Origin of the sequence: Bacillus cereus group sp. BfR-BA-01453 (genome assembly GCF_022662915.1) — a bacterium.
GTDB classification, from domain to species: Bacteria; Bacillota; Bacilli; order Bacillales; family Bacillaceae_G; genus Bacillus_A; species Bacillus_A paranthracis.
Window position 1 is genome coordinate 238,514 of sequence record NZ_JAKUEN010000007.1, and the last position, 18,921, is coordinate 257,434.

Here is an 18,921-nt window from a genome sequence, read left to right on the forward strand (position 1 = left end):
TTTTTTCAAAAAAAGTAATTTTTTTAGTAAAAAACACCCTATTTTATATGCTATGATTGGAATTAGCATTTTCCACCTGTGATTCAACTTTATTGAAACGGAGTCATAATATGATTAATCAAAAAAAATACGTACACTTTGTCATAATGTACATAATTATATTTTCTCTTTGGATATTTCTTATCCCTAAGGACTTAAATATAAAAGAAATTGGAATTCTCTTCTTATTTTGTTTCGCTACACTCTTTTCTTGCTATTGCCTATATAAAGCAATTAAGAAAATGAAGCGCGGTGACAAATTATTTTGGGTTTTGGTACTATGCACTTGCCTATGTGGATTGACAATGGAGATAACTCTATTTCTTCATTCACTTTCTATATATGACCAAGTCATATTCTCATATAAGGCATTGCCCTTTTTTATCGTACAATATATTTTGCTCTTTTCTGGCTTTGCTATAAAGTTCATAAAACATTACTCTATTAGAGGACTAGCTCAATTTTCATTCGATAGCATCTTTATCGTTATTATGAATATTTATTTTACCTTAACTTTTATTTTGGACATTTCAAGCTTTCGTATGTTAACAACAGATACCTGGGTTTTAATTGGATATTTTATTGCACAATCATTAGTAATCTACGCCGTAATTAGTCTATATAGAAGAGAAGAATATTCTTCTAGCAGAATTTCATTAATTATCGGCTTTACTATTATACTCGTGTACGGATATATACACCTGTTTCAATTAAACGCAGGGATAAAACCTTCTTCTGAAGTCTCTTACTTAATACATACTGCTTCGATTTTATTAATTGGTTTGTCATCCATACTATATATTTTAGATAAACCAATACAGCATGAAACGAAAACAAAATATTATCGGTTTGATTATGTGCGCTTTATATTACCTTATTTTAGTATAATCATTACTTTTTCTTTTATTATCTTTCAACCTTGGGATGATAAGTTCATGTTGATCGGTCTAGTATTATCTCTTATCTTATTATTCTTACGACAACTTTATATGTGGAAAGATAATCAGGCACTAATCGATACATACGAGCAGTTGACTACACAACTAGAAGATAAAGTAGAAGAAGGTGCATCTGCGTTATCAAAAAGTGAACAACGTTATAAATCTTTATTCGAAGATCACCCAGATGCTGTTTTCTCTTTAAATATGTATGGTATTTTCCAGCAGTCTAATACAGCTTGCGAAAGCTTATTTACTGCCTACTATTGTGAAGTAGAAAGCTATTCCCTTTTACACTTTATTGACTTAAAAGACCATGACTTACTAAAGAAAGCTTTACAACTAACGAAAGAAGGTAGACCACAAACTTTAGAAGTTCGCACAAAGGAAAAAGAAGGTTACTACTATTACCTTCACATTACACTCATCCCTACTTTCATAAACAAGGAAGTTGTCGGGATGTTTGGCATAGCACGTGATATTACAACTTTATATGAAAAACAAAAACAAGTAGAACATTTAGCCTTTCATGATGCACTTACTGGACTACCAAATCGCCGTAAGTTCGAAAAGGATTTAAAAAATATTTTAAATACAGCTCAAACTAGCGCAAATGATGTTGCCGTCATGTTTCTTGATTTAGATCGATTCAAAAAAATTAACGATAGACTCGGTCATGACGTCGGAGACTTGTTATTAATTGAAGTAGCAAAACGATTACGCAGTTGCCTACGTTCAAAAGATGTCGTTGCTCGCCAAGGCGGAGATGAGTTTACAATTCTATTACCAGATATGTACTCAGAAAAAAGTGCAGCCTTTATAGCTGAACAGATTTTAACCATTTTAAACAAACCATTCTTCATTAAAGATGAAGAACTGTCTATTACGCCAAGTATCGGAATTGCAATGTACCCTGATTGTGGAACTGACGTAACAGAATTAATGAAAAATGCTGATATGGCTATGTATCGCGCGAAAGCAAATGGTAAAAATCGATTTGTTTTCTTCTCAAAAGAAATGAGTATCGCTCAAAATGAGAGTAACTTCTTAGAAGGAGAACTTTCAAAAGCATTACAACAAAATGAATTTTTCCTTGAATACCAGCCACAAGTAAGCACCAAAACAAAACAAGTTATTGGTTTTGAAGCATTAATTCGTTGGAAACATCCAAAGCTCGGTATCGTATCCCCAGCCCAATTTATCCCTCTAGCAGAGGAAACTGGATTCATTATTGAACTTGGAAATTGGATTTTACGTACTGCTTGCTTAGAAGCGAAAAGATGGCATAATCAAGGTTTCTCTCACTTAAAAGTCGGTGTAAATTTATCTGTAGTTCAATTTAATCATGCAGATTTAATCCCAACTATTTCAAAAGTTTTAGAAGAAACAGAGTTAAAACCAGAAGCACTAGATATCGAAATTACAGAAAGTATCGCCATTAACCAAAATCAATCTGTAGTTGCAAAACTAGAACAACTTCAAAATCTCGGTATTCAAATTTCAATTGATGACTTTGGAACTGGTTATAGTTCTTTAGCTTATTTAACAAAATATCCAATTAATACATTAAAAATTGCTCGAGAATTTATTTGCGGAATTACAACTAGTCCTTTAGAGGAAGCGATTATTTCTTCCATTATTACACTATCAAAAGAACTAAATTTAGAAGTTATCGCAGAAGGTGTAGAAACCGAAGAACAATGGAAGTTTTTATATGAGCAAAACTGTGACCACATTCAAGGATTCTTTATTAGCAAGCCCGTTTCTAGTAAAGACGTTTGGAGGTTACTCCACAAAAAAACAACCGTCTAAGTAAGACGGTTGTTTTTTTAATATTCAAAAGGTAGGTCCGAAGCTAATTGTACCTCTTGATCATTATGAGAAATTACTTGGCTTTTCTCTAAAGCTGTATCTGTTAATGAAATACCCCATGCCATTGCTAACGTTAATAAACTACCAATAAGTAATTTTTTCATATTCCATCACCCACATTTTTTCTTTTAATATATCATGAAAATTTATCCATGCCGTATGCAATTATGCATATCCATTTTTTAGGGTTATTCATTCATTGATTGATTTTATTTACGATTGCCTCTTTATATGCATGCATTTCTAATATATCAAAAAAGAAACTTGCTTTCTTATATGTATCTTCAATCTCTGCCTCATCATACTCCAACCTTTCTAGACATTCACCTCTTTGATAGTACAGCTGCCCAATTAATGCCATACTATTAATTCGGCAAGATATTTCAATCGCCTTATTCACTTGATATAAGGCTTGTTCATATTGATTATCTAAGTATAATGCTTTTGCATGATTATATCTTACCTTCACGTCGAATTCTTCATTATCATGCAATGACTCTAATTGTTTCAGTATACCTTCAAATAACTCAATACTCTTCTTAAAATAGCCATTTTCAGCATAAATATTTGCGATTGCATTTTCTATATAGAGGTTTTGGTATACATCTATTCCAGCTAATTGTTGGTTTAACAATTTTTTCAATTCTAAAATACAATATTCGTAATCAATTTTCTTCAACATGTAAGCTGCTACATGATATTGCCATTGAAGAAACTGCTGGAATTCGGGATGATATTCTTCCTTTTTCAGCTCATTCCATACTCTATTATAAATCTCTTTATATTTTTTTTGCTTGCATAGCGTAATGACTTGATCTTTAAACTGCTTTTTTCTCTCAATATCTGAATAAATGAGTACCTCATAAAAATGAATAATGGGAACTTGTAACTTTGCTGCAATACCTTGCAATATATCCATACTTGGGTATACTGCGCCCGATTCAATTCGGCTCACTTCCGATTGATGACATATGTTCTCGGATAACTGTTTTTGTGTTAATCCCCGCATTACCCTAATTTTCTTAATTTCACTTCCTAATTTTTCTGCGTGCATACTTACTCACCATCCCATTATAACAATATAATTTGTTAAGTTGTCATACCACTACAATAATGTGAGTTCGACAATTTTTGACATGAAATAATGCATAATATATATAAAATTCGGCAAATTCTTCATACAATTCGTCTCACATATAATAATAGATTAGTGGTTTTATAAATAAATTATAGAAGATTCGTCCGTGCCTTCGTTACATTCGGTCTTCTTTTTCCTTTATTAGCAGTAGCAGAAGTTATTCACACCCAAGAATTAGACAGAAATGAAGTAAAATTTGAAATTACTTAGCCTAATTTAACGCTTAAAAAATTACACAACCTCAAAATGATACGAAAAAAACATACTGAAAAAGTATTTAAAAGGTGAGATAAATGAGGCAGAAGCTCAACAAAAGTGAATGACAACTGAAATGAATATAGATTCCCAACCTACAAATAAAGCAACAAAAGAAAATCAAACCGAAGCTCGCCTTGCACAAACATATAAAAACTATAAAGTATATGGCCAAGATCTCATTGTAAAAGTAGATAAAAATGGAGTAATCACAACTGTTAGTGGTAAAGTTGTCCAAAACTTAGATCAACAACCTAATCTTACTATAACAAATTTTTTGTCGAAAAATGAAGTAAAATCTAAATTACACGATATACTTCAAATCCTGAGCGATGCGACTGTGACGAAACTCTCTATTGAAATACTTGTTTATAAGAAAAAAGAAGTTTACCATTCATAGGTAAACTTCTTTTCATATCCATCCCTTTTCTTCCGCAATTGTAATTGCCTCAATTCTATTTTTCGCATCAAGCTTCGTTAATACTTCAGAAATATAATTACGTACTGTACCTGGCGAAAGATAAAGTGCCTTGGCGATTTCATTTGCCGTCTTTCCCTCTTTCGCAAGTAGCAATACTTCTTTTTCACGATCTGATAACGGATTTTGCTCCTGCCATAAGCCGAACATTAAATCTTGAGAAATCTCTCGTTTACCTTTCATTACGTTCCGAATCGATGCAGCTAAATCCTCGCTTGGGCTATCTTTTAATAAATATCCGTGCACACCAGCTTTCATTGCTCGTTCAAAATATCCAGGGCGCGCAAATGTTGTTAAAATCATTACTTTACATGCCGATTTTTCTTTCTTCAACGTTTCTGCAACATCTAATCCGCTTTGAATTGGCATTTCAATATCCATAATGCTTATGTCGGGTTTTAATGATTCAATTAGTTTTAGTGCCTCTTCTCCGTTCGCTGCTTGCCCAATTACTTCAATATCATCTTCTAGATCGAGTAGGGCTCCTAACGCACCACGAAGCATTCGCTGATCTTCTGCAATAATAATTCGAATCATGCCTTCACCTCATCTTTTCCTGTTCTAATAACAACTGGAACTTTTACTGTTAATAGTATTCCTGGATTAATCGTACCCAGTTCAACAAATCCATCAATAAGAGCGATTCGCTCCTTCATACCACGAATACCATTCCCATCGTGATTTTGATCCGCTAAACCAATTCCGTTATCTTCTACTGTCAAAATCAATTCACCTTGTAATTCTCGTACAGAAACTATGCACCGCGTCGCCTTACTATGCTTTACAACATTCGTAACAGCTTCACGTAAACACATTCCTAAAATATTTTGTTCAATGGGTGATAGCGAACTTGCACTCGTTTCTTGTTTGATCTCTAATTCAATATTAGCAGCTTGTAAGATCGCTTTTATTTGCTCAAGCTCTTCTTCTACCGTAATCATGCGCATATCAGAAATTAATTCCCTTAGCTGTTTTAAAGCAGTTCGAGATGTTTGTGTAATCTCCTTCGCTTCCGTACTTGCGCGCTCTGGATTTTTGACGATTAGCTTTTCAACAAGCTGACTTTTTAATGTAATAAGAGATAGCGTATGCCCGAGCGTGTCATGAAGGTCCCTTGCAATACGCTGCCTCTCTTCACGTTTTACTAAGTCCTTAATTTGCTCGTTCGCTTCGTTTAATTGATTTCTTAACATCTTTTTCTGATTAAAATTGCGCATACCAAATGGTGTAAGAAGCATTAAAATAAACATCGGAACGATATTTACTAAACTCGTAGTTGTTATTTGATTCATATTTACAAATATAAAACTTCCAAGCATTACAGCTAACAAACTTAACAACAATCGAAACACTTTCTTATTTGGTGCAAACCCTATCGCACTTGCTGTGAAAAAACCAAAGAATATCATGAAGGGGTTGTAAAATAAAGCAAATAAAAAAATGAGTACCATTTGAATACATGCCCAAAAAACAAACGTTCTCTGCACAAAATAAAGCTGACGGTATGTGATAATGAAAACTATCAACATACCGCTTCCAATTACAAGCTTCCACCCTGACGCCTGCGATAAATGGTAAATCGGAAATAATAAATACACGAGAAACATATACGGAAAGAATCCCATATGTTTCGGAAAAATCTCAATCCTCTTCTTCTCTGTCATTTATACCGCTTCCTGTCTTTTTCTTATATATATTGATACTACAACAAATATAAGGAAATAGCCTCCTAATACCGCGATATTTTCCCAACCAATTGATTTTCCAGCTACAATATCCCATGCACCACTTCCGAAGTGATATGTTGGTGTCCATTCACCGATAGATCTTAATATTTTCGGGAATACTTCGATTGGCATCCATAGACCGCCAATTACAGCTAAACTCATATTTAAAATATTCGCTAAACCCGCTGCTGCATCCGCCTTCTTAATAGAACCTATTACTGTTCCTAATGCTAAAAATGGTGTTACACCTAACAACAACCATAATCCAGCACCAATCCATTGCCCTACCGTTAACTCAACATGATTAATTAATATTCCTGCAATAAAAATAACTAAGATTGAAAAAGCATTTACTACTGTTTGAGCGATGATCTTTGCTGTTATATACGCTCCCTCTGGAAGTGGTGTAATTTTCAACAAATGTGTCCACCCTTGCCCTTTTTCCTGAGAAATCCTTACACCGAAACTAAAAAGTGCTGTCCCTACAATACTAAACGTCGCCATTGAGATTAAATAATGCGCTTTCCACGCATCTCCGTTTTGTGGCACTTGAATAACATTAGTGAAAATGTAGTAAAACATAACTGGCATTAATAATGAGAAAAAGATAAATAATTTATTGCGGAACGTACGTAAAATTTCTATTTTGCATTGCATCCATAAAGCTTTCATGCGATTTCCCCCTTCTGATTTGCGACAAACTGTTCAAATGCTTCATCAAGACTTCCACGTTCAACTGAAATATTTGTTACAGGTAAGTTCTTTTCATAAATTGCTTTTAAGGTTGCATCCGTATCTTCAGTTATTAAAGTGAAGTGACCTTCGTTTGATTGTACTTCTGTTACGCTTGGTAACTCTTTTAATAATTTTGCAGGAATACGTTCCTTCGAATAAAATGTAATTGTTTTTCGTGAAATCGTCGCTTTCATCTCATCTGGTGTACCATCTGCGATAATCTTTCCATTTGCAAACAATAAAATACGATTCGCCAATGCATCCGCTTCTTCTAAATAGTGCGTCGTTAAAATAATTGTTTTCCCTTCACTTGCTAACTTTCGAATCGTTTCCCAAAACGTTCTTCGAGACGTAATATCCATTCCAACCGTCGGTTCATCTAAAAATAGCAAATCTGGATTTCCTGCAAGTGCGAGTGCAAAATTTAACCTTCTCTTTTGACCTCCTGATAATTTCTCACATCTTTGCTTTCGTTCCGATTTTAAATTCGATAACTGTAGCAACTTTTCTTTCGCTACCGGATTCGTATAATAACTACGGAATAACTCAATTGCCTCTTCCACTGTAATGCTATCAATGACACTTACTTCTTGTAACATCGCGCCGAGTCTATTACGAACATCTCTATGCTTTGGACTCTTTCCAAATATAGAAACCGTTCCTTCCGTCGGATCCTTTAATCCAAGCATCATCGACATCGTCGTCGTTTTCCCTGCACCATTCGGTCCAAGCAATGCTACGATTTCTCCTTTATTCACATGAAATGAAACGTTATTTACTGCTTTTATATGTTTAAATGTTTTAGAAACACTATTTACTTCAATAATCTTTTCCATCTCTCCACCCCCGCTGTTTCTTATATTTACATTGTATTCCTTGGAAAACTTAGGAAACAGTATGATGCGTCATGACATCGATATGACAATTGTCATGTATTCTTTATGAGAGGAATCAATCCGCCATACTGCAAGCGAGTAGCAGGACGAAAATAAACATGATACAATCGGGTAAGATATATATTCGAGGAAGGACAGTGGTTTTCATGATTATTCGTAATGAACAAGATTTAGAAGGCTTACGAAAAATCGGCCGCATCGTTGCGCTTGCACGTGAAGAAATGAAAAAAGAAGCGAAGCCAGGCATGACAACGAAAGAGCTTGATTTGATCGGTAAAAAAATATTAGATGAGCATGGTGCTATTTCTGCACCTGAAAAAGAATATGATTTCCCTGGCGTAACTTGCATCAGTGTAAACGAAGAAGTTGCTCACGGTATTCCAGGTGATCGTGTATTAAAAGAAGGCGACCTTGTAAATGTCGACGTATCTGCAGCACTTGATGGTTATTATGCAGATACAGGTATTTCATTTGTACTTGGAGAAGATGAAGCAAAAGAAAAGCTTTGCCAAGCAGCTGTTGATGCCTTTTGGGCAGCAATGAAAAAGGTGAAAGCTGGTTCAAAACAAAACCAAATTGGTCGTGCCGTTTCAAACTTTGCACATAAAAATGGATACAATGTTATTCAAAACTTAACTGGTCACGGTATTGGTCTTAGCTTACATGAAGCACCAAACCACATTTTAAGCTATTTTGATCCAATGGATAATGCGCTTCTAAAAGACGGTCTTGTTATCGCTGTAGAGCCATTCATTTCTATGAAAGCTGATCATATTATCGAACGTGGCGATGATGGTTGGACATTCGTTACACCTGATAAAAGCCTTGTTGCACAATGTGAACATACAGTTGTCGTAACACGCGGCGAACCGATTATTTTAACAGAAATATAAAATTAAAAATGACCGTTTTTTAGAATTTTTCTACTAAAACGGTCATTTTTAATTTTTGGAAAATATTTGTTAAACCGCTGTTGAACTCTTTATCATTTAAGTATATAATCTTTAGCGAAGGTTATTCATAATCATCTTTAAGAGAAGATAACACTATTATCAAAAGGGATACCTTCTTTTTTCTTATGTAAAACAGCTTCAAAAATGACCGCAGTAATGATTTAGCCGAATATTATAAATAACTTATATTCCACTAAATCCGAAAAGGAACTGTACCATCTTAACTTCGGTCCACAAATTGTACAACTCTCTCTAGGCAGAAAGTTAATTTTCATAAATGTAATAAGTGACATTCTTAAGATACAATTATCTCAATTTCAGGTTACATAAATGAATATTTTCAAAGTGCATATTGTCTTCACCCTAACCAAAATCAACCCTATTCAGATTTTTTCCACATAATTTTAAAGCAAAAAACAAACTTTTAACTTGGGATACATTACTTTGGTTAGCATGTATCGTAAAACCTACCTTTATGACTATCCAGTTCATAACACATTCACAAGAAAATGCTCTTGTATATAAAGGTCTGATATCGTTCCTTTTATCAGCATAATTTCGACATTTTTTGTCGAATTATGTATATTCCAGATTTTTACGTTACTTTATATATGCCTTTAATTAAACATCTATTCTGTCAGAGAACGTACATAGAAACGGAGGGATAGTAGCAACAAAGACTTTATAACAATTAACTTTTTTTATATTCCATTTGTTCATGTGGAATATATTCCTCAGTGAACAAATGAATGTTCAAAGGAGGCAAAATGAAAAAACTTTTCAATATATGTTTAATTGTATTTGTACTATTTTCACAGTTTATTAGTTTCCCGTACAATCAGGCAAAAGCTGAGACTTTAAAGGAAACTTCATTATTTGACACTGTTGAGATGAAAGATGCAACGGATCATATTATTGACGAAGCAAAAAATCCTAACAACTTAATAAAGATAGGATCAACCATTCAAGTAGAATATGCTTGGTCAATAAAAGATCAACAAGTTGTACATGCAAACGATACAGCAGTAATTCAAATACCACTTGCATTAAAAGTATCTAAAGATTTACAAGGAGATTTAGTAACAGATCAAAAAAATATTGGTCAATATTTTATAACAGCTAAAGATAATAAATTAAAACTAATATTTAATGATCAAGTAGAAAATTCGAAAGATGCTAAAGGAAAAATTAAAATTGATACTGTGTTTAACCCAACTTTAAAAGCTGAAGAGAAATCAGTTCAAATCGATTTTCCTTTAGGAACACTGGTTCAGCCTATAACAGTTCCTATTCAAGTAGAAGATTCTAAAGAAGATGGCACCAAACAGGATACTAATAAACAAGTGCCAGATCAAGTAGCTAAACCTGCTACTGATAATCCAGAGCAAGATTCAGCAACCAAGCCTGTTACTGATAATCCGGAACAACATTCAGCAACTAAACCTGCTACTGACAATCCGGAACAAAATCCAGCAAATAAACCTGCTGCTGACAATCCGGAACAAAACCCAGCAGCTAAACCTGCTACTGACAATCCGGAACAAAATCCAGCAAATAAACCTGCTGCTGATAACCAAGAACAAAATCTAGCAAGCGATCCTGCTGAGAGTACAAATTCAGGTCCAAAGCAAATAACAACAAACATTTTAACGGGTGTAAAGTTGACGGATAAAGACGGAAAACCATTTACAGAGGATAACCGTCCAAGTACAGATTCCCCTGCCAATATTGAGTTTACATGGGAACTTTTAAAATCGATGAATGTTAAAAATGGAGATTACTATATTTTTGATCTTCCTAAACACTTTAAGATTTACAATACAATTAACAGTCCTTTATACGATAGTGAAAACAATCCAATTGGTAACTTTACTGTTACAAAAGATGGAAAAGTCACGATGACATTTAACGATTATGTTGAAGAACATCCAGATGTTGTTGGTAACCTACAATTAAAGACAGAATTTAATAAAGCTGAAATTAAAGGTACAACAACACAAGAAATTCCTTTCCCAATTAAAGATAACGATGTTTCTATTACAGTTGACTTTAAGCCTAATGTAAAAACAGCCACGAATAAAAAGGGGTTACCTGATAGACCAATTAATACAAATGAGATTAATTGGACAGTAGAGATGAATAAAACGAAAGACACCCTTAAAAACGCCGTTTTTAAAGATAACATCCCACAAGGTACAAGCTTAAATAAAGATTCTATTAAAGTTTATTATTTAGAAGTTGATGTTAACGGGAACGCAACACGTGGTAAAGAAGCCGATCCAGAAGATTACAAAATTATTTCATCAGATGGTTCAAAATTGGAGATTGCTTTTAAGGAGAATATCAGTAAAGCATACCAAATCGAATATGCCACAAAAATTACTGATGAAAATGTAAAAGACTTCCGAAATAACGTTACGATAACGAGTGATAATCAAAAACAACAAAACGCAAGCTCTACTGTAACGGTTTCTCGTGGTACACATTTAAACAAAACAAGTAAATATGATCCAAAGACGCAAACGATTGAATGGACAATTACTTACAACAGTGATCAAAAAAATATCAAAAAAACTGATGCACTTTTAAAAGATATTTTTGACGATACACATGAACTAGATGCAAATTCTATCGTTGTGAAAAACGCTTCCTACGATGATAATGGAAGGCTTGTAACAGGAGATACTGTTAATAATTACACTGTAAGTAACAAGAAGAATGGATTCGACTTACAGTTTAATGAGGATATTAATAGTGCTTATGTAATTTCCTATAAAACAAAGCCAACTGGTAATGTCATAAAAGATGGAAAAATAAAAAATACAGTTACAGCTGATAATGGTTCAAGTAAAGAAAATGAAGTTGGCTTCAAGCAGCAAAATATTATTAAATCTAATAATAAGGCTGAAACAAACTATAAAGACAAAACAACAACCTGGACGATTACGGTAAATAATAACAACTATCCATTAAACAACGCGATCATTACGGATACCTTTGACCATGCTGGATTACAATTAAAAGATAAAAAACTAGAAATTAAAGACGGAGATTATACCCTTCAAGCTGGGACTGATTATGTTTTAGATGTAACAGATAAAGGTTTCAAAATTACCCTTATAGGTACATATCAGTCTAATATGACAAAGACATTAGTCGTAAAATATACGACAGACTTTGACTATACAAAATTAGAAAGTGGTAAAACTTCATTTAAAAATACAGGTAACCTATCTTGGATAGATGCAGAGTCCAATCCACAATCAAATAAAGTTGAAGCGGACTTTGATCCTGATACTTTCACAAAGGCGAATGGATATAAATACGGTTCTTATAACGCCCAAACGAAAGAAATCACTTGGATAATAGGTTTTAATTATAATAATGTTGAGATTAAAGATCCATATGTTATAGACGTAATACAAGATAAACAAAAGTTAGTACCAGGATCCATTGAAGTGCGCGATATGATTTTAAATGGAAGTCCTAATAATGCACAACCTGGTAATGCTGTACCAACTGAGAAATATGAACTTGAAGAACCTACAGAGAAAAATAAAAACACCCTAAAGGTTCATTTCAAACAATCAATTAATTCACCTTACTATATTATCTTTAAAACAAGCCTCGATGGTGAACTTATCCAAGGCACCTACAAAAACGAGGCAGAGTTGAAAGATGGCTCTAAAATTGTAAACACTCTTAAAGGTGATGCTCAAGTAAATAAAGGTGGCAGCTTCGTTACTAAAAAAGCTGTACAAGATGACAACTATATTAATTGGAGTATTGCAATTAATGAAAGCCAATCGACCATTGCAGACGCAGTTGTAACAGACGATCCAACAGACAATCAAGTACTTGTGGAAGATTCATTCCACTTATATCCTACAACTGTCGATTACTATGGAAATGTAACAAAAGATACAGCAAATGAATTAAAACAAGGAATAGACTATAAACTCAAAATAACAACAGACAATAATACCGGAAAGCAACATTTTGAAATTGCTTTCTTGAAGAAAATTGATCGAGCTTATATTTTAGAATATCGTTCATTTATTAATGCAGACGATAAAGAAAAAGTAAGTAATAAAGCAAAAATCACAGGCAATAAGTTAACAGTAACAAATACAGAAACTACCGAAACGATTGAAGTACGAATGTCTTCCGGTTCCGGCGGAGGATCTGCTACTAAAGGTCGTGGAAACCTTGAAATTATAAAGGTAGATAACGACAATAAGAACACTCCATTAGCTGGAGCAGAATTCACTTTATACGATCGTACAGGTAAAACTGTTATCCGTAAAATTACAACAGACAAAGATGGTATCGCTAAATTTAATAACTTAAAACGCGATAAATATTTATTAAAAGAAACAAAGGCTCCTCAAGGCTATGTAATTAGCTGGGAGTTAAAACAAGGAAAAATTGTTGAACTTGGTACACAAGAGACTACAACATATAAACTTGTAAATAAGAAGTTTGTCGGGAAAGTAGTTTTAACAAAGTCTGATGACCTGAACAAAAACGTAACACTACAAGGTGCCGTTTTCACACTACTTGATAAAGACAAAAAAATAATTTCAGAACATGAAAAATTAACAACAAATGATAAAGGACAAATTACTGTAGATCATTTAAAACCAGGAACTTACTACTTACAAGAAACAAAGGCTCCTGAGCATTATAAATTAGATGATCGACTGATTGAGGTTAAAATCGCGGAAGATCAAACAACAGTAATAAACCGCACTGCAACAAACAGCTTGATTCCAGGTTCGGCCATTTTAACAAAAGTCGATAAAGATGGAAAAACTTTAGCAGGTGCGGAGTTCAGTGTACGAGATCGACATAACAATGTAATTCGTGGATATGAAAAATTAACGACAAATAATAAAGGACAAATTGAAGCAAAAGATTTACGCCCTGGAGACTATCAATTTGTCGAAGAAAAAGCTCCTAAAGATTATGACATAGATAAAAAACCAATTGAATTTACAATTGTAAAAAGTCAAAAGAAAGCAGTGACTGTTACTGCGACAAATCACCTCATTAAAGGTGGCGTCACTTTAACAAAAACTGATGATATCGATGGTACAGCTCTTGAAGGTGCGGTATTTAAAATTGTCGATGCTAATGATGAAAAGAAAGTCATTCGCGAAAATGTAACAACTGGTGCGGATGGTAAAGTAACTGTTAAAGACTTAGAGCCTGGTACGTATAAATTTATTGAAACAGAAGCTCCTAAGGATTATGTGTTAAATACAAATCCTATCGAGTTTACAATCGATAAAAGCCAACAGTCATTTGCTACTGTTACGGCAACTAACAGTTTAAAAACAGGAGAAGTTGAATTATTAAAAGTTGATGAATTCGGTGATAAAAAACCTCTAAAAGGTGCCGTATTTAAAATTGTTGATGTAAATAATAATGATGTTCGTACTGACCTAACTACAGATGCTGATGGAAAAACAAAAGCTGATAAGCTACGTCCTGGTACGTATAAATTTATTGAAACAGCTGCTCCTGAACATTACGTTTTACGAGCAGAACCTATTGAATTTACAATCGATAGAAGTCAGAAAGAAACTCTACTTGTGAAAGCTGAAAATGCTTTAAAACCAGGAGATGTTGAATTAACGAAAGTTGATGATATCGATGGTACAGCTCTTGAAGGTGCGGTATTTAAAATTGTTGATGCTAATGATGAAAAGAAAGTCATTCGCGAAAATATAAAAACTGGTGCAGATGGTAAAGCTATCGCTACCGGCTTACGCCCTGGCGATTATAAATTTATCGAAGTGACAGCACCGAAGTATTACGATAAAAATACAAATCCGATTAAATTTACGATCACAGAAAGTCAAACGACGTCGGCTACTGTTACTGCTAAAAACAGCTTAACAAAAGGCGGTATTGAATTAACAAAAGTGAATGCTGCAGATGAAAAGGAAACACTTGAAGGTGCGGTATTTAAAATTGTTAATAGAGATACAAATGAAGATGTTCGTGCGGAACTTGTTACGAATAGTGAAGGAAAGTTAGTTGTAGACGACTTACGCCCTGGTAACTATAAACTTATCGAAACAAAGGCCCCAACTTATTACGATGTAAATGTAGAACCTATTGAATTTACAATCGAAAAAGGACAACAAAAACTTCTGCCACTTACATTTAAAAATAGTTTAACGAAAGGAAAAGTTAAACTTATTAAAGAAGATGATGTGGAAAGTAGTATCGCTCTTGCCGGCGCAGTGTTCACATTACAAGACGCAACTGGCAAAGAAATTGCGAAAGATTTAAAAACAAATGATTACGGAGTACTAGTTATTCCTGATTTAGCACCAGGAGATTATCAATTTATTGAAACATCAGCTCCTGAACATTATAAATTAGATCAAACACCTATTAAGTTCACAATTAAAAAAGGTAGCAAGGATGATCTTCCAGTCCCTGTCACTGTAACAAATAGTTTACTTACAGGTGGCGTTACTTTAACAAAGGTTGATGACGTTGATGGGGCTACTCTTGAAGGTGCAGAATTTATCATTGTTGATGCTCATGATACGAAAAAGGTAGTTCGCAAAGGATTAACTACTGATGAACATGGTAAAGTTTCTGCTTCTGATTTACGTCCAGGTGACTATCAATTTATTGAAGTAAAAGCTCCAAAAGACTATGACTTAAGACAAGATCCTATTCCGTTCACTATCGGAAAAAGTCAAAAAGAAAATATTAGCGTTACCGCTACTAACAGCTTAACGAAGGGTGGCGTCATTTTAACCAAAATCGACGACATCGATCGTACAATGCTGAAAGGTGCAATCTTTAAAGTTGTTGATATGAATGGTAACGAAGTTCGCACAAACCTTGTTACAGACGACAATGGTGACATCTCGGTTTCTGATTTACGTCCAGGAAACTATCAATTTATTGAAACAACGGCACCTGAGCATTATGTATTAGACGAAACACCGATTCCATTTACAATTGAAAGAAGTCAAACGAAAAAAATTACTGTTACGGGTAAAAACACGTTGAAAAAAGGTAGCGTGGAATTAACAAAGATTGATGATATCGATACAAACACTAAACTTGCTAATGCTGTATTTGATTTATTAGATGCAGACGGAGAGATAGTTGAAAAAGGTTTAAAAACAAATAATGAAGGGAAAATTGTTGTTGAAAACCTACGTCCTGGCACGTATCAATTCGTTGAGACAATAGCTCCTGAACATTACGATTTAAATAAAAAACCGATCAAATTTACAATTAAGAAAAGCCAAACTGAAACGCTTCATGTTACGGCTAAAAACGCTCTAACAAAAGGTGGCGTTGAACTTTCTAAAGTAGATGACATCGATGGTACTAAACTTGAAGGTGCAGTATTTAACATTGTTGATATGAACGGTAATGTAATTCATAAAGACCTTGTTACAAATAGTAAAGGGAAAATCGAAATCGATGACCTACGTCCGGGTGATTATCAATTCATCGAAACGAAAGCACCTAAGCATTACGTTTTAGATGAAACGCCAATCCATTTCACTATTGAAAAAGGACAGAAGAAAGCTATTTCTTTAACTGCTAAAAATAGCTTACAACAAGGTAGTATTGAACTACTTAAAGTAGATGATCTAAACGATCAAATGAAACTTTCTGATGCGGTATTTAATTTACTAGACCAAAACGGAAAAGTACTTAAAACAGATTTAAAAACAAATAATGAAGGAAAGATCGTTGTTGAAAATTTACGTCCTGGTACGTATCAATTTGTCGAAACAACCGCTCCGAAACATTATGATTTAGACAAAAAACCAATTGTAGTTACAGTTGAAAAAAGCCAAAAAGATATTGCTACTGTTACTATGAAAAATAGTTTAACTAAAGGTGGCGTTGAACTTTCTAAAGTCGATGACGTCGATGGTACTACTCTTGAAGGTGCTGTATTTAACATTGTTGATATGAAGGGTACTGTAATTCGCAAGAATCTTACTACCAATTCACAAGGTAAAATTAGCGTTCCTGACCTACGTCCGGGTGATTATCAATTCATCGAGACAAAGGCTCCGAAACATTACGATTTAAATAAAGAACCAATTCCTTTCACTATCGAAAAAGGACAAGCCGAACCGATTTCTGTTACTGCTAAAAATAGTTTAACTAAAGGTGCGGTAGAACTTTCTAAAATGGATGATATCGACGGTACAGCTCTTGAAGGTGCGGTATTTAAAATTGTTGATATGAACGGCAATGACGTTCGTACTGGCATTACGACAGATGCGAAAGGGAAAGTTTCTATTCCTGATTTACATCCTGGAGACTATCAATTTATTGAAACAACAGCTCCTAAGCACTATAAACTAGATGCTACACCAATTAAATTTACAATTGAGAAAAGCCAAGCAGAGAAATTACAAGTCACTGCTAAGAACAGCTTAATTGAAGGTGCGGTAGAGTTAATTAAAGTGGATGATATAAATCCAGATACAAAACTTTCTGATGCAGTATTTAACATCATTGATGCGAAAGGTAAAATTGTTCGCACAAATTTAACTACTGATAAAGACGGGAAAGTTTCTGCTTCTAATTTAAGACCAGGAGATTATCAATTCGTGGAAACGAAAGCTCCGAAACATTATGATTTAAATAAAACACCTATTCCTTTCACTATCGAGAAAAGCCAAACAACTCACGTTTCTGTTACTGCTAAAAATGGCTTAACTAAGGGTGGCGTTGAATTAACGAAAGTTGACTCTTTAGATGCGAAAGAAACGCTAGAAGGTGCGGTATTTAAAATTACTGATATGAACGGTAATGATATTCGTACGAATTTAGTTACCAATAAAGACGGAAAAATCATCGCTAAAGACTTACAACCTGGAGACTATCAATTTATTGAAACGAAAGCTCCGAAACATTATGACTTAAATGAAGATCCGATTAAGTTCACAATTGAAAGAAGTCAAACAAAACATGTCTTTGTTACAGCTACTAACAGCTTAACGAAAGGTAGTGTGGAGTTAATTAAAGTGGATGATGTTGAAGAAAACACAACACTCGAGGGTGCGGTATTTAAAATTGTTAATAAGGATGGACACGACGTCCGTACTGATTTAACTACTGATAAAAACGGCCGCTTAGTTGTGGATGAATTACCACCAGGAGACTATGAGTTTATCGAAACAAAAGCTCCTACTCATTATGACTTAAACGAAACACCTATTAAGTTCACAGTTAAAAAAGGACAAGAAAAAATTGCTTCTGTTACCGCTAAGAATGGCTTAACAAAAGGTGCTGTGGAATTAACGAAAGTTGATGACGTCGACGGCACTACTCTTGAAGGCGCAGTATTTAAAATCATTGATATGAATGGCAATGACGTTCGCACTGATTTAACTACTGATAAAGATGGCAAGATTTCTGTTTCTGATTTACGTCCAGGAGACTATCAATTCGTTGAAACGAAGGCTCCTACTCATTACGACTTAAATCAAACTCCTATCAACTTTACTGTTGAAAAGAGTCAAACCACTACTGCTTCTGTTACCGCTAAGAATAGCTTAACGAAGGGCGCTGTGGAATTAACGAAAGTCGATGACATCGACGGCTCTACTCTTGAAGGAGCTATCTTTAAAATCGTTGATATGAACGGCAATAACGTTCGCACTGATTTAACTACTGATAAAGATGGCAAGATTTCTGTTTCTGATTTACGTCCGGGAGACTATCAGTTTATTGAAACGAAGGCTCCTACTCATTACGACTTAAATCAAAACCCTATCAACTTTACTGTTGAAAAGAGTCAAACCACTACTGCTTCTGTTACCGCTAAGAATAGCTTAACGAAGGGCGCTGTGGAATTAACGAAAGTCGATGACATCGACGGC

10 protein-coding genes are annotated in these 18,921 nt (G+C 34.2%); 4 read left to right on the forward strand and 6 right to left on the reverse strand.

Annotation, left to right across the window (positions count from 1 at the left end; all coding sequences use genetic code 11):
- Positions 1-110: 110 nt before the first annotated feature.
- A complete protein-coding gene (locus MR070_RS16580) occupies positions 111-2,789 on the forward strand; it encodes a DUF4084 domain-containing protein (protein WP_139896047.1) in 2,679 nt (892 codons plus the stop codon).
- 17 nt (positions 2,790-2,806) lie between these two features.
- Here the strand turns inward: MR070_RS16580 and papR are convergent, their stop codons facing one another.
- The gene (gene papR / locus MR070_RS16585) at positions 2,807-2,953 is read right to left on the reverse strand and encodes a quorum-sensing peptide PapR (RefSeq protein WP_000734741.1); all 147 of its coding nucleotides are present in this window, start codon (positions 2,951-2,953) and stop codon (positions 2,807-2,809) included.
- Positions 2,954-3,045: 92 nt separating this feature from the next.
- On the reverse strand, positions 3,046-3,903 hold the full coding sequence (gene plcR, locus MR070_RS16590) for a transcriptional regulator PlcR (protein ID WP_000542922.1): 858 nt from the start codon (positions 3,901-3,903) through the stop codon (positions 3,046-3,048).
- A gap of 415 nt (positions 3,904-4,318) precedes the next feature.
- Here plcR and MR070_RS16595 point away from each other — a divergent pair, with 415 nt between their 5' ends.
- Positions 4,319-4,642 carry a bacillolysin gene (locus MR070_RS16595; protein WP_012644730.1) on the forward strand — a complete coding sequence of 108 codons (324 nt, stop codon included), beginning with the start codon at positions 4,319-4,321 and terminating at the stop codon, positions 4,640-4,642.
- A gap of 12 nt (positions 4,643-4,654) precedes the next feature.
- Here the strand turns inward: MR070_RS16595 and MR070_RS16600 are convergent, their stop codons facing one another.
- From MR070_RS16600 to MR070_RS16615, 4 genes are read right to left on the reverse strand one after another with little or no spacing between them, the layout of a single operon-like run.
- On the reverse strand, positions 4,655-5,257 hold the full coding sequence (locus MR070_RS16600) for a response regulator transcription factor (RefSeq protein ID WP_000619249.1): 603 nt from the start codon (positions 5,255-5,257) through the stop codon (positions 4,655-4,657).
- Entirely contained in the window at positions 5,254-6,384 is a 1,131-nt protein-coding gene (locus MR070_RS16605; protein WP_242261641.1) for a sensor histidine kinase, read from the reverse strand. Before MR070_RS16605 ends, MR070_RS16600 begins: the two co-directional genes overlap by 4 nt.
- On the reverse strand, positions 6,385-7,119 hold the full coding sequence (locus MR070_RS16610) for an ABC transporter permease (protein ID WP_061131882.1): 735 nt from the start codon (positions 7,117-7,119) through the stop codon (positions 6,385-6,387). It abuts the gene before it with no gap.
- A complete protein-coding gene (locus MR070_RS16615; RefSeq protein ID WP_242261642.1) occupies positions 7,116-8,018 on the reverse strand; it encodes an ABC transporter ATP-binding protein in 903 nt (300 codons plus the stop codon). Before MR070_RS16615 ends, MR070_RS16610 begins: the two co-directional genes overlap by 4 nt.
- A 158-nt stretch (positions 8,019-8,176) precedes the next feature.
- Between MR070_RS16615 and map the strand changes: the two genes are divergently transcribed.
- Together map and MR070_RS16625 are read left to right on the forward strand one after the other, a co-directional pair.
- Positions 8,177-8,971: a type I methionyl aminopeptidase gene (gene map, locus MR070_RS16620; protein WP_139896044.1), complete on the forward strand. Its 795-nt coding sequence runs from the start codon at positions 8,177-8,179 to the stop codon at positions 8,969-8,971.
- 827 nt (positions 8,972-9,798) lie between these two features.
- A partial coding sequence (locus MR070_RS16625) for a SpaA isopeptide-forming pilin-related protein (protein ID WP_242261643.1) occupies positions 9,799-18,921 on the forward strand: 9,123 nt, incomplete at its 3' end.